Origin of the sequence: Acinetobacter sp. ANC 4218 (genome assembly GCF_002135245.1) — a bacterium.
Taxonomy (GTDB): domain Bacteria; phylum Pseudomonadota; class Gammaproteobacteria; order Pseudomonadales; family Moraxellaceae; genus Acinetobacter.
This window is the reverse complement of sequence record NZ_NEGD01000010.1, coordinates 97,780-110,493: the sequence shown is the minus strand read 5'-3', so window position 1 is coordinate 110,493 and position 12,714 is coordinate 97,780. Positions and strand designations below refer to the sequence as shown.

13 protein-coding genes are annotated in these 12,714 nt (G+C 42.6%); 9 read left to right on the top strand and 4 right to left on the bottom strand.

What is annotated here, in order from left to right; all coding sequences use genetic code 11:
• Positions 1-11: 11 nt before the first annotated feature.
• From B9T38_RS11205 to sdsA, 4 genes are all read right to left on the bottom strand, one after another.
• Positions 12-1,265: an efflux RND transporter periplasmic adaptor subunit gene (locus B9T38_RS11205; protein WP_086196867.1), complete on the bottom strand. Its 1,254-nt coding sequence runs from the start codon at positions 1,263-1,265 to the stop codon at positions 12-14.
• A gap of 31 nt (positions 1,266-1,296) precedes the next feature.
• Positions 1,297-1,902 carry a phosphatase PAP2 family protein gene (locus tag B9T38_RS11200; RefSeq protein ID WP_086196932.1) on the bottom strand — a complete coding sequence of 202 codons (606 nt, stop codon included), beginning with the start codon at positions 1,900-1,902 and terminating at the stop codon, positions 1,297-1,299.
• A 147-nt stretch (positions 1,903-2,049) separates the two neighbouring features.
• Complete coding sequence (locus B9T38_RS11195; RefSeq protein ID WP_086196866.1) at positions 2,050-4,104, bottom strand: site-specific recombinase; 2,055 nt, start codon at positions 4,102-4,104, stop codon at positions 2,050-2,052.
• 34 nt (positions 4,105-4,138) lie between these two features.
• A complete protein-coding gene (gene sdsA, locus B9T38_RS11190; RefSeq protein WP_086196865.1) occupies positions 4,139-5,116 on the bottom strand; it encodes an All-trans-nonaprenyl-diphosphate synthase in 978 nt (325 codons plus the stop codon).
• A 435-nt stretch (positions 5,117-5,551) separates the two neighbouring features.
• Here sdsA and rplU point away from each other — a divergent pair, with 435 nt between their 5' ends.
• The 9 genes from rplU to B9T38_RS11145 all read left to right on the top strand — a co-directional run bounded on the left by rplU (position 5,552) and on the right by B9T38_RS11145 (position 12,711).
• Positions 5,552-5,863 carry a 50S ribosomal protein L21 gene (gene rplU, locus B9T38_RS11185; protein WP_086196864.1) on the top strand — a complete coding sequence of 104 codons (312 nt, stop codon included), beginning with the start codon at positions 5,552-5,554 and terminating at the stop codon, positions 5,861-5,863.
• 18 nt (positions 5,864-5,881) lie between these two features.
• Positions 5,882-6,139: a 50S ribosomal protein L27 gene (rpmA, locus tag B9T38_RS11180; protein ID WP_086196863.1), complete on the top strand. Its 258-nt coding sequence runs from the start codon at positions 5,882-5,884 to the stop codon at positions 6,137-6,139.
• 111 nt (positions 6,140-6,250) lie between these two features.
• Positions 6,251-6,697: a hypothetical protein gene (locus tag B9T38_RS11175; protein ID WP_086196862.1), complete on the top strand. Its 447-nt coding sequence runs from the start codon at positions 6,251-6,253 to the stop codon at positions 6,695-6,697.
• Positions 6,698-6,816: 119 nt separating this feature from the next.
• Complete coding sequence (locus B9T38_RS11170) at positions 6,817-7,194, top strand: hypothetical protein (protein WP_086196861.1); 378 nt, start codon at positions 6,817-6,819, stop codon at positions 7,192-7,194.
• 162 nt (positions 7,195-7,356) lie between these two features.
• Positions 7,357-8,052 carry an outer membrane lipoprotein periplasmic chaperone LolA gene (gene lolA, locus B9T38_RS11165; protein ID WP_086196860.1) on the top strand — a complete coding sequence of 232 codons (696 nt, stop codon included), beginning with the start codon at positions 7,357-7,359 and terminating at the stop codon, positions 8,050-8,052.
• 493 nt (positions 8,053-8,545) lie between these two features.
• On the top strand, positions 8,546-9,334 hold the full coding sequence (locus tag B9T38_RS11160; RefSeq protein WP_086196859.1) for an RsiV family protein: 789 nt from the start codon (positions 8,546-8,548) through the stop codon (positions 9,332-9,334).
• Positions 9,335-9,455: 121 nt separating this feature from the next.
• Positions 9,456-10,727 carry a serine--tRNA ligase gene (gene serS, locus B9T38_RS11155; RefSeq protein ID WP_086196858.1) on the top strand — a complete coding sequence of 424 codons (1,272 nt, stop codon included), beginning with the start codon at positions 9,456-9,458 and terminating at the stop codon, positions 10,725-10,727.
• 90 nt (positions 10,728-10,817) lie between these two features.
• Entirely contained in the window at positions 10,818-12,194 is a 1,377-nt protein-coding gene (gene cysG, locus B9T38_RS11150; RefSeq protein ID WP_086196857.1) for a siroheme synthase CysG, read from the top strand.
• Between the two features lie 37 nt (positions 12,195-12,231).
• Positions 12,232-12,711 carry a tRNA (cytidine(34)-2'-O)-methyltransferase gene (locus B9T38_RS11145; protein WP_086196856.1) on the top strand — a complete coding sequence of 160 codons (480 nt, stop codon included), beginning with the start codon at positions 12,232-12,234 and terminating at the stop codon, positions 12,709-12,711.
• Positions 12,712-12,714: the final 3 nt, after the last annotated feature.

Genomic DNA, 12,714 nt, shown 5'->3' with positions numbered 1-12,714 from the left:
CAGTCTACCCCTTATGCATTTGAAGTAGCTTTTTGTTCAGTTTTAGGTTGTGCTTGGCCAGCAGGTTGGCCTGCTTTATTTGCATCTGCCGAAGGCTGACCTGCACCCTGAGGCTGGTAAGGTTTGGCAACCACGGTTGCGCCTTCTTTCACCTTGGCAATACCATCAACAATGACTTTTTCACCCGTTTGCAAGCCTTTGGTCACAATCCAGTCTTTGCCTTGCACACCGGCAGTTTCTACCGGTCGTGTTTCAACCACACCTTTAGCATTCACGATCATGGCAATCGCCTGACCTGTCGGGGTACGGGTAATCGCTGCCTGAGGAATCAGCATGGCATTTGGAATAACCCCTTGCACGATTTGAGCAGTTGCATACATACCGGGAAGCAGTAAATGGTTCGGGTTCTGGAACACAGCACGCAGCGTTACTGTACCGGTTTCCGGATTCACACTGGCATCGGAAAATGCAAGACGACCTTCAATCGGGTAATAGCTACCATCTTCAAGCTTAAGCTTCACTTTAGTGTTGTTGCTGCTACCCAAATTGCCTTGGCTCAACTGTTGACGTAAACGCAGCAGCTCGGCACTTGACTGGTTAATGTCGACATAAATCGGATCCAGGCGTTGCACCGTCACTAAAGGTGCTTCCTGGCTTGCGGTAACCAGGGCACCTACAGTGACGCTTGAACGGTTGGTTTGACCTGAAATAGGTGAACGAACGGTAGAATAACCGAGGTTGATTTCTGCATTTTTAAGTTCAGCCTGGGTTGCCGCGACATCCGCTTCAGCCAGTTTTACTTGTGCAGCAATATCATCATATTCTTGTTTTGAAATGGCATTGGTGCCGACAAGTTGACGGTAACGTCCTTCTTTCACGCGTAATAGGTTTAAGTTGGCCTGCTGACGGTTGAGTGCAGCACGTGCACTGGCGACAGTTTCACGGTTGGTTCGCGAGTCAATTTCATACAGTGCCTGTCCTTGACGGACATAACTTCCTTCAGTAAACAGACGTTTAAGAATGACACCACTGGTTTGTGGACGGACTTCAGAAATTTCAAATGCCGTCATACGACCAGAAAGTTCTACCGATTGCTCTACGCTTTGGGGTTGAGCAACAATGACACCGACTTCAGCCGGTGGCATTTTTTGGGCTGCTGCAGCTTGCTGCGCATCCTTGGGATCTTTGCTACAACCAACAAGTGCAATACTTGTTGCTAATGCGCAAGCGGTAAGGGCGGGTGCCCATAGCTTTGCAGACATCATTGTTCCACCTCGATTAGATTCTTCTCTAAAACTAATTTCTTTTTTCTCTACTTAATTTGGCATACAGCAGATAAAGTAGTGTGATCCAAATAAAACTTATGCTCCAACCCGCCAAAACATCAGAGGGGAAATGCACGCCCAGATAAACCCTGGAAATTCCCATAACAAACAGCCAGATAAAAGCACATATACAAACCAGTATGTGCTGGGGATGTTTTTGACTGAGATAAATTGCAAGACAACCCAAAGTTGCGGCATAAAGGCTATGCGCACTGGGAAATGCAGCACCATAGCTTGCAACCAGATGATACATTTCGGGTGGGCGAGGTCTTGAAATTACATATTTAAGTAGCCAAACCGTGACAGTACTTCCGATCAGCCCCATGCCAATAAAAACAACATTTGTAAATTTTTTATACCATGCCTGCTGTAAACACCAGACTGTGGTTAAAAATAACACAAATGGCATACCGCCTATAGTCGAAAGTGTGATGAATATTCTATTTAGTGGCACGCTACGATGCTGGCTCAGCCATTCAATCATCACCCAGTCGAAGTGATTCAAGAATGGCGTAACCAACATTAATATGCTGAAAATAAATAAGAAAAATCCTACACCAAGCAACAGATAAGGCATGTAAGCAACCTTTGTTATCTTAGTCGATTGAAGCATGACTAATGAATGGTTAAAGTGTACTCATCAGTACACTTTATTTCAAGTATGTGTAAATTATGCTTTTCTTTTTACCGATTTTTTAACATGAAGTAAAACAAAAATAGCAAATTACTTGGGTGCCGATTTTTGCGGTGTTGAAAATTCATCTACTTCTAATGGAGTTTTTGGCGGCCAAAAAAAGTCACTTGGGCGGGTCAGGAAGTGGGTGAGTACCAGTTTGGCCAATGGCTTCCATTGTTCAAAGCGAACGCGGCGAGCACGTAACGCGACAATAATCGTTAAAGTAAAACTCACAAACAGGTTGGTCAAACCAATTAACAATACACCTAAAAATGACACAATAATCAAGCCAATTTCAGGACTGCCATTAATACAGATCAGACCCTGAATAAAGTTGGCTGAAGCAAAGGCAATGTGGCGAATATCCAGAGGCAGCCCTAAAATAAAACCGATAGTGCCCATACTGCCAAGCATGATTCCGAACAGGAAGTTTCCTGCCAATGCACCTAAATTGCGTTCTATATAGGCGGCAAATTTATTCAGGCGTTCTTGCCCCAATAACTGTTTTAAGTTTGCATGGGCCTGTAAACGTGGACCCACCTTACGATATACCGCCATGTTGTCAAAATAGCCGGCAATCAGTCCTGAAAAGAATAGACACACCCCGGCAATCGCTGCATGAGGAATGGCCAGTGAGGTAAATGGATTGAGGGAATGTAAAGTTTTGGTGGCTTTGACATGAGTTAAAAGCGGTTCATCCACGCCGTACTGCCAGAGCAGGGTAATGATTGCTGCGGTCGGAATGGCAATGGAAATATTACCTAGAATGGCAATGAACTGGGTGCGGATAATATTAATGATCAGTGCGGCAAGTTCAGCAATCTGTGTGGTTTTAGAGCCTTTGGTCTGTTGTACCGTTGCTGCAAGTGCCGCGGCAGTCATGGCGGGCTGTTTGGTGGCAACGGTAAAATGCAAGACATGAATCAGCATAAACCCGAATGAATAATTCATGCTAAAGACCAAGGCGTGCATGATGGGTGCCATAGCCATTCGCGCAGCCAATATTTTCAAGCTGGCCATGGTGGCAATAATGACACCGGCACCCGCAGCCGATTTATACATCGACCAAAAACCTTGCTTGTCGGTACTTACATAGTGTTCACCGGTTTTACTGGCATTCTCGGTGACCTGTAATGCAATCAGTTCGCTATTGGCGGCTAAAAGTGACCGCACACTGCGCTCGCTATAAATAGCATGGGTGATATCGACCAGCAATAAGCCTAAAGATTCATAGCGAAGCTGGTCTTCATCCATAATCAGATTAAGTAACAGTTCAATACGGTCCAGACATTGTTCCAGTAATGACAGCAGATAGGTCAGGCTTAAACTCACGCCAATTCTTTTGGTGGCACGACGAATTTTTAATACCACATCCCGACATTGCTCAATCATGACCAAAGCTTGAGATGCGTCCGGAGGAACAATTAAGGCCATCGGATCGGTGTTTTGATGCAGTGCCTTGTAATGCTGGATAAATTCATTGATTTCCCGGTTTTGTACCAAGAAAGGCGATTCATATTCGGTAAGTTCCGGATGGGCGTTAATAAATTCCGGATACAGCCCAATGCCACTAATCCGGTAAGATAAAACGGTAATGGCCTTGATCAGCTCGCTTTTAATTTTAAGCTTGTCTTGCTGATTACTGTGCCCCTGATTGATCAAAGAAAAGAGTTTTTGCCAGTCTGCATCGACAAGACTATCCAGCCAGTATTTGTCACTACGCTGATAAAAAACACGCCGCACCAAATCTTGCAGCTGGCTTTGATCATTAATCAGGGGAAGAAAATGCGCACCCAGCCGCTGAGCGAGCTGATTCCAGAAACCATCCAAAGACAAAATGCCAGTATCGGCATATAAACTGGTTTGCTTGTACTGGTTAATGAGTTTTAAGATAAAATTCTGAAAGGTAGTAACAGCGTGGGGTGTAAGCAGCAGCGCTTGGATGAAAGCTTGGAATTTATGGTTAATTTCGTCAAGATTGGTGGAGTCATCTGGGCGAATCCGGTTCACCAGCTCAATCAGCAGTGAATCATCAAGAACAGCCTGACTGGATTCAAGCTGCTCCTGCATTTTTAAAAATAGATCATTAAAATTTATATGCATAGGCGAGGGGTAAAACTATATTTTTCAAATACCGTTATTGAATCCGGTTAAGGGCAAGCTGGGCCAAATTAATCAGTGCCTGGCGATATTCACTTTCAGGAAGTGCATCTAATGCGTTCAGTGCAAATTGTGTTTCTTCAGTGGCACGTTGGCGGCAATAATCCAGAGCACCACAGCTTTGTACAATCTCGATTACCCGTTCCAGCTGGTTAAGACCGCCGGTGGCAATACTACGACGAACAATTTCATGTTCTTCATCGGTGGTTTTTTGCAAGGCAGAGATTAATGGCAAAGTCGGTTTACCTTCCATTAAATCATCACCAATATTTTTACCTAATGTTTCCGCATCGGAAGTATAGTCTAAAATATCATCAATAATCTGAAAGGCATTGCCAAAGTGACCGGCAAAGACGCGCAGGGGTTCACGATATTGTGGCGTGCCCGATAAAATGGCAGCACCTTCAGTGGCCAGTTCAAATAGGCGCGAGGTTTTACCATGAATAATGTCGAGATAAGTCTTTTCGGTGGTTTCAGGCTGATGCTGTGCTTGCAGTTGCAACACTTCACCTTCGGCAATTTCACAGGTACCGGTAGAAAAGTCCTTTAACAGGGTCATGTCATTCAGATCGACCAGCAAATCGAAAGCACGGGAAATCAGAAAGTCACCGACCAGAACCGCAGTCTGGTTATTCCAAGTGGCATTAGCGGTAGGGCGACCACGACGCAAGCCTGATTCATCCACTACATCATCATGCACCAGCGTTGCGGTATGCAGCATTTCAATAATCGCTGCCAGTTTACGCTGGCGTTCGATATCTTCTGCACCACAGGCTTTGGCCGCCAATAGGCACATGATTGGGCGCATACGTTTGCCGCCTGCTTCAACCACGTGTTTACTTACTGCCATCACCAAGGCAACTTTTGAAGTGATTCCTTCATTGATAAATGTGTCCATCGCAGCAAAGTCTGAAGCAACAGGAGCGAGAATGTCTTGCTTAAAATCGATGGCCATATGAAGAGAAACCTCTAAAAATTGAATTGCTTATTTATAGTTTAACAACTATAGCTGATATAAGGCGAAGATCTTAATATAGTTGTTTAAAACCTGACTAGGCAAATGGTTTTAAATTTAACCGCATTATTATTATCCAGCCAGATGTGTGATGGAACTGGCACTCGGGTTTTTATACTAGCGAATTGAGTTTAAAAATCTATTACATTGACAAAACGTCAGTTTTACATACAGAGCTAAGAGCCATTTTTTAATACGCTTTGATCGTTTATAAAATAAACTGCGGACAAAGTGCAAAAAAACGCTGAAACAGCTTGTTGTTTGATTTATTATCACTTAATATGTTTGCCCTTATATATCCCCCCAGTGGCGTTCGTATTAAGATCGATATATTCCTTTATCGGCACGACGACACGGGCATGTTTGGAGTACATTATGTACGCAGTAATCCAAAGCGGTGGTAAACAACACCGTGTGGTTGAGGGTGAAACCCTTAAAGTAGAATTGTTGAAAGCTGAAACTGGTACAACTATTACGTTTGATGACGTATTAATGCTTGTAAACGGCGAAAGCATTCAAATTGGTGCTCCAGTTGTTGCTGGTGCGACAGTAACTGCTGAAGTAGTTAGCCACGGTCGTCACGACAAAATTCGTATTGTTAAAATGCGTCGTCGTAAACATTACCGTAAACAACAAGGTCACCGTCAATGGTTTACCGAGTTGAAAATTACTGCTATTTCAGGCTAATTACGAGGATTATGAAACATGGCTACTAAAAAGGCTGGTGGATCGACACGTAACGGTCGTGACTCGAACCCTAAAATGCTAGGTGTTAAAATGTACGGTGGTCAATCTGTGACTGCGGGTAACATTATCGTTCGTCAACGTGGTACAGAATTCCACGCTGGTGCAAACGTAGGTATGGGCCGTGACCATACTTTATTTGCTACCGCTGATGGCGTGATCAAATTCGAAGTGAAAGGTCAGTTTGGCCGTCGCTATGTATCTGTTGAAACTGCATAAGTTTTAATGGTACGAAAAAACCCACATTTGATGTGGGTTTTTTTATGGCTATTATTTAGGTAAAGTTAAACAAAAATAAAATATTAAAAGTATTTTATAGTGAGGGGGGATATGGATTTCTTTAAAGAAAAAATTGAAGAATCATTCGAGATTTTGATAACTAATAATATATTGCCTCAGAAGCTGAATGATGAGCTTGCTGTAATTAAAAATGAACATTATCAATTTAATAAGAAATCACAGCAACTTAGTGTGGAAGATTTCGAGCAAAAGGATATATATGCTCTTCGGCATTTTTGGGTTCTTAATCAGGATCGCTTGATGTGTATTAAACAAGGGCATTTTGAACCTTATGATCGAGTGGAATATGTAGTCTATTGTGTATATGAGCCGAGTGATCTCATGGATGCTCTGGCATATCTATTTTTGAAATCTTTTGTAGATCATATTCGCGGACAGTTTTTGCCCCAATGGATTGAAGGCGTAGTGGAATTTAAAGAGGATCAACTACATGCTGAGAAATATCAAGCTTTAAGCGTGCAGAAAAACAGAGTTTAAATGAGTAAATTTTAAGTTTTTTAAATGCTTATCCAGATTTACATGCACTCTATAGTGCTTTATACAGTAGGGATCTGAAGCAGTTTGATTCACCGCTGGTATTAGAAACCGTTGAGCGTATGGGCTTGATTTTTATTGAAAAATGGGCTGATTTTAAACAATGTCTTTGCTTAGGTGAGCAGGGAAGCCCAAATTCGCTAATTTTTTATATTCTGAATGAAGCAGTTTTGAAGCGCTATTTTCCTGAAACTGGACTCATCGAATGGAAATCTACGTCTTATCTGCAACAAGAGAAATACATCGATGAACAACTGGCGCAGCAAAAAGAGGTTTTACTAAAGTGCATTATAAAAAGGTATGTGGAAAGACTGGAACATTTAGCTTTAAAAGAGCCTGAACTATGGCAGATCAATCAAAGCTTATTTCCAGAGAGTATATTGAAGCAATATGTCGAAAGTTTAAAAAGTCTGATCAAGAAAATTCAAGCCTGCTTTTGAGGAAAGGATAGATAATTTTCTCCATCATGATGTAGAAATGGCTACATTGGCTATTAATAACAATACAAAACTTCTTATTTTCTCAATTATTAGAAATAAAAATTGGTTTAAGATGGACGCATTGAACAAATTGCGATACTGCAAATAAAAAAAGGTGATGATATGAAAATGCTTCGTAAAACCCTGTGTGCGATGACCTTGGGTGCTGCAACGCTTGCACCGGTAATGAGTACAACTGTTTTTGCTGCCCCTGTAGCAGCATCGGAGCAGCAAGCAACCAACAATCTGGTCAAGCAGTTAAGTAATATTCGCACATTGTCTGCTAACTTTGAACAAACCACAAAAGCGACTTCAGGCAAAGCGCCGCAGAAAAAAGGCTTGACTGGACAACACATGAATCAAACCTTTAAAGGGGTGATGAAAGTTGCGCGTCCGGGTAAATTCTTCTGGGAAACCACCAGTCCATCCAAACAGACCATTGTGACTTCGGGTAAAACCGTATGGATTTATGACCCTGATTTACAACAAGCCGTCCGTCAAAGCCTGGATGAACAGGTGGCAAATACGCCTGCGTTATTATTGTCGGGGAATACCAGTCAGATTATGAAGTCTTATCGAGTGACTCAGCCCGATAAAGGCAAGACCTATTACACTTTGTACCCTAAAGTGAAAGACAGTGCATTCCAAAGCCTGACCATTAGTTTTGGCGCGAACAAGGCCCCAAGTCTGATGATTTTGCAGGATTCATTGGGGCAAACCACCTATGTGCGCTTTAATAATGTGAAATTGAATCCATCGATTGCTTCTTCAACCTTCAATTTTACACCACCAAAAGGTACCGATATTATTGATCAATAATATATTGATTTATAATATTTAATTATGAGTTCGTCATAAATTGAAAAGCAGTCCTGTGTGGCTGCTTTTTTATTGGATATGCTGTTAAAAATGAGGGAAATTTTTATTCACCCAGCACCACCCTACAAGAATATGTTCAAGCTTGAACCTAAACATCATAACGCGCAATATTTCAAAATCAGCGGATGCGCAGAGGGCTTAGGGCTATCTGTTATCTTATCTCTATCATATCCATACATAATCTTCCTAAGTGGTGATTCTCAATGTGTAAGATTTAACACTTCAGTCTCAGGCAGGAATTATCCTAGGTGTGCATATGCCCTAGGGTTTTCACGATAACTGGGTTGAGCTATCTTAAAATCAGGCAATTTTTGATACAAATGTTTCGTTATTCGGCTAAAAAGAGTTAAAGATACATATTTTAAATGTTATTCAGGGATCTGGCTTTGTATAGTGCAGGAGCATTCTAAGGGTCTCAGGTTGTAAAAATAAAATGGAAACACGCACGAATAAACAATGGCTATGGGCACTTCCTGTTTCTTTGGCAGCACTCGTCATCACTGGTTGTCAGGAGCGACCTGCACCGCAAAAGGAACAGGTTAAGGTAGAAAAACAGGAAGCTTCTTCTACAATTCCATTAATTCAAGCCAATGTTGTTTCTGTGAAATTAAGCAAACCGGAAGCATGTGATGCGGAAGGTTGTACCCAGTATGAGATTCAGACGGTAAAGAGCAACTTGAAATGGGTGGATGACTATTTTCTCGATCGGGTGAAAAAAGCTGATCCGATTGCGTTTTCTACCACTCCCAATGAAAAGATCAATACTGCCGAAGGAGCAAATCCTAATTTAAGTCAAAGCTCGACCTATATTCGTTTTGTCAGTCAGCAGTATGACCGGGCAACCTTTGCCATTCAAACTTATACCTATTCATCCGGTGCTGCGCATGGCATGTATCATCAGGAATTTGTCAATTTTGACTTGAAAAATAAAAAGCGTCTGGCACTGCAAGATATTATGGTCAAAGGTTCAGAACAGCAATTATTGAATACTTTATATGATTCAAATAGCATCTGGCTGGAACAGCACAGTATAGAAAGAGAAAAGCTGAAATTAAGTGATAATTTTTACTATGGTGCCAATGGCATTGTCTTTGTTTATCCCTTGTATGAGCTGGCTTCCTATGCAGAAGGCATGACTGAACTGACCTTGCCTTATTCTGCACTCACTAAACTGATTAAAGCTGAATATCTGCCAGCTTTACCCAAGTATCCATCGTCTTAATTTTTCAGCTTAATTCGGGTAAATTTGCTCTAATAAGCCACAGCTGTCCGCTCGATCACTGTCTTTTTTAGTGTTTAGCGCTTACACTATAGCCAGTTTTTTTCTTTGCAAAAGATTGGCTATGATCGACCCGAAATTAATCCGAAATAATATTGAGGCTGTAAATTTAGCCTTGGCAAAACGTGGTGTACAGCTGAATGTCGAAGAGTGGGCTTCACTGGAAGCTCGCCGTAAAGAGCTTCAATCGAAAACTGAAGCTTTACAAGCAGAGCGTAATTCGGGTGCTAAACAAGTTGGCCAAATTAAAAAATCTGGTGGCGATGCATCTGAAATTATGGCACGTATGGCTGCTATTGGTGATGAAATTAAAGCTGCTGAAGTTGCACTTGCTGAATTGCAAACTGAAATTGAAACCAAGTCTTTAAGCATTCCCAACATGCCGCATGAATCTGTACCTGAAGGTAAAGATGAAGACGACAATGTTGAAATTTTAAAATGGGGCACACCGCGTCAATTTGATTTTGAAATCAAAGATCATACTGACTTGGGTGAATGGATGGGCGGTTTGGAGTTTGAAACTGCAACCAAATTGACCGGTACACGTTTCAGTGTCCTGAAAGGTCCATTGGCGCGTTTACAACGTGCATTGACTCAGTTCATGCTGGATACCCATACTCTGAAAAATGGTTATACCGAAGCTTATGTACCTTATCTGGTGAATGCAGATTCCTTACGTGGTACTGGTCAATTGCCTAAATTTGAAGAAGATTTATTCAAATTGCAGGGTGAAAAAGAATGTTACCTGATTCCGACTGCCGAAGTGCCAGTCACCAATTTCGTGCGTGATGAAATTGTTGATCCTGAACGTTTGCCATTGAAATATGCTGCACATACACCATGTTTCCGTAGTGAAGCGGGTTCCTATGGTCGTGATACCCGTGGTTTAATCCGTCAACACCAGTTCGACAAAGTTGAGATGGTTCAAATTGTAAAACCTGAAGATTCGATGCAGGCTTTGGAAGAACTGACCGGGCATGCTGAAGGCATTTTGCAGGCACTCGGTCTGCCATACCGTAAAATTATTCTGTGTGGTGGTGATATGGGCTTTGGTTCAACCAAGACCTATGACCTTGAAGTTTGGGTACCGAGCCAAAATACCTACCGTGAAATTTCTTCATGTTCAAATATGGGTGATTTCCAGGCCCGCCGTATGAAAGCACGCTACCGTGTAGACCAGAAGAAAACCGAATTCGTGCATACCCTGAACGGTTCTGGTTTGGCTGTTGGCCGTACCTTGCTTGCGGTGATGGAAAACTACCAGCGTGCAGACGGTTCAATTGAAATTCCTGAAGTACTTCGTCCATATATGGGTGGTGCGGAATTTATTGATTGATCTTCGGATGGATCAATAAATTTATGAACAGCATAATTTTGTGCACGAAAATTGCTTAAGACAGTCAGATTTAAAATATTGAGGTAGTGTGTGGATATCTTTCCAATCTCTTTAAAGTTGCAACAGCAACCTTGTCTGATTGTCGGTGGTGGGCGTATTGCCTATCGTAAGGCCGTACTTTTGGCAAAAGCAGGGGCAGTCATTGATGTGATTGCGCCTGAAATCGAAACTGATTTACTAGAGATTGTTCGTGCCAGCCAAGGGCAATATGTCCAAGCATCTTTTAGTCCAGATATTCCATTACGTCCTTACCGGTTGGTGATTGCGGCTACCAATGACAAAGCGACCAACATACAGGTTTTTGAAGCTTGCGAAGCTGAAAAAATTCTGGTGAATAGTGTGGATGATCTACCTCATTGCCGTTTTATGGTGCCAGCCATTATCGACCGTTCTCCTTTGGTGGTTTCGATTGCCACCAATGGCAAATCACCAGTTTTATCCCGTCAAATTCGTACCCAACTGGAAGCCAGTATTCCGCATGGCATGGGCAAGCTGGCAGAGTTTTCTGGAAAATGGCGTGCTGCAGTAAAAGCCAAAATTGAAAATCCAGAAGAGCGCCGTATTTTTTGGGAAGATCTGTATGTCAGTCCACTCAAAGAACAGGTGTTTAATGACAATATTGCTGCAGCGGACCGTTTAATTGAGCAAGCCTTAATGGAATGGAAAGCGCCAAAAGGTGAAGTCTACCTGGTGGGCGCAGGACCGGGCGATCCTGAACTGTTGACCTTAAAAGCACTGCGTTTAATGCAGCAGGCAGATGTGGTTATTTACGACCGTTTAGTATCGCCTGCGATTATGGACTTGTGCCGCCGTGATGCGGAAAAGGTTTATGTGGGTAAAGCCCGCTCCAATCATAGTGTGCCGCAAGAAGGCATTAATGCACTCTTGGTGGAATATGCTGCAAAAGGTAAACGTGTCTGCCGTTTAAAAGGCGGTGATCCATTTATTTTTGGTCGTGGGGGGGAAGAAATTCAGGAACTGTTTGCTGCGGGTGTAGCCTTTCAGGTGGTACCTGGGATCACTGCTGCTTCAGGCTGTTCTGCTTATGCAGGTATCCCTTTAACCCATCGTGACTATGCGCAAAGTGTGCGCTTCCTGACCGGACATTTAAAAGAAGGTTCGCCAGAGTTACCTTGGAGTGAGCTGGTGTATGAAAACCAGACCTTAGTACTATATATGGGCTTGGTAGGTCTGGAAAAAATCTGTGCCCAGCTGATTGCCCATGGCCAACGTCCAGACATGCCGGTTGCACTTATTTCCAAAGGGACTACCCCTGACCAGAAAGTGGTGGTTGGAACCTTGGCCGATATTGCTTCAAAAGTGTCAGAACATCAAATTCAAGCGCCAACCCTGACCATTATTGGGGAAGTGGTAAAATTGCGCGAACAATTACAGTGGCAAGGCTAATTCGAGTCTTGTTACATTGAAAGAGTAGAGAAATCCTGTGATCCACGTTGTTTTATACGAGCCTGAAATTCCTGCCAACACCGGGAATATCATCCGTTTATGTGCCAATACCGGTGCGCAATTGCATTTGGTTAAACCGCTGGGTTTTGAGCTGGATGATAAAAAGCTGAGACGTGCAGGTCTGGACTATCATGAATGGGCGCATATGAAAGTGTGGGAAAACTTTGCAGAATGTATAGCGCATTTAAAAGAACAGGGAATTGAGAATGATGCCATCTATCCCTTAACCACCAAAGGTTCTGAAACTCCGCATACCTCAAATTTAAACCGCCCGGTGGCATTGTTGATGGGACCTGAAACACGTGGTCTGCCTGAAAATGTACGTATGATGTTCCCGGAAAAACATTGGATTCGTTTACCCATGGCTGCTAATTCACGTAGTTTAAATTTGTCTAATGCTACAGCAGTTATTCTGTATGAAGCATGGCGTCAGCAAGGTTTTAAAGAACTGGTTTAATTT

Excerpts from the sequence above, each read along its gene's own strand:
- B9T38_RS11205 (WP_086196867.1), bottom strand. The coding sequence starts at position 1,265 with ATGATGTCTGCAAAGCTATGGGCACCCGCCCTTACCGCTTGCGCATTA.
- sdsA (WP_086196865.1), bottom strand. The coding sequence starts at position 5,116 with ATGGCCATCGATTTTAAGCAAGACATTCTCGCTCCTGTTGCTTCAGAC.
- B9T38_RS11170 (WP_086196861.1), top strand. The coding sequence starts at position 6,817 with ATGGGCTTGATTTTTATTGAAAAATGGGCTGATTTTAAACAATGTCTT.
- lolA (WP_086196860.1), top strand. The coding sequence starts at position 7,357 with ATGAAAATGCTTCGTAAAACCCTGTGTGCGATGACCTTGGGTGCTGCA.
- B9T38_RS11200 (WP_086196932.1), bottom strand. The coding sequence starts at position 1,902 with ATGCCTTATCTGTTGCTTGGTGTAGGATTTTTCTTATTTATTTTCAGC.
- B9T38_RS11175 (WP_086196862.1), top strand. The coding sequence starts at position 6,251 with ATGGATTTCTTTAAAGAAAAAATTGAAGAATCATTCGAGATTTTGATA.
- B9T38_RS11195 (WP_086196866.1), bottom strand. The coding sequence starts at position 4,104 with ATGCATATAAATTTTAATGATCTATTTTTAAAAATGCAGGAGCAGCTT.
- rplU (WP_086196864.1), top strand. The coding sequence starts at position 5,552 with ATGTACGCAGTAATCCAAAGCGGTGGTAAACAACACCGTGTGGTTGAG.
- serS (WP_086196858.1), top strand. The coding sequence starts at position 9,456 with ATGATCGACCCGAAATTAATCCGAAATAATATTGAGGCTGTAAATTTA.
- B9T38_RS11160 (WP_086196859.1), top strand. The coding sequence starts at position 8,546 with ATGGAAACACGCACGAATAAACAATGGCTATGGGCACTTCCTGTTTCT.
- rpmA (WP_086196863.1), top strand. The coding sequence starts at position 5,882 with ATGGCTACTAAAAAGGCTGGTGGATCGACACGTAACGGTCGTGACTCG.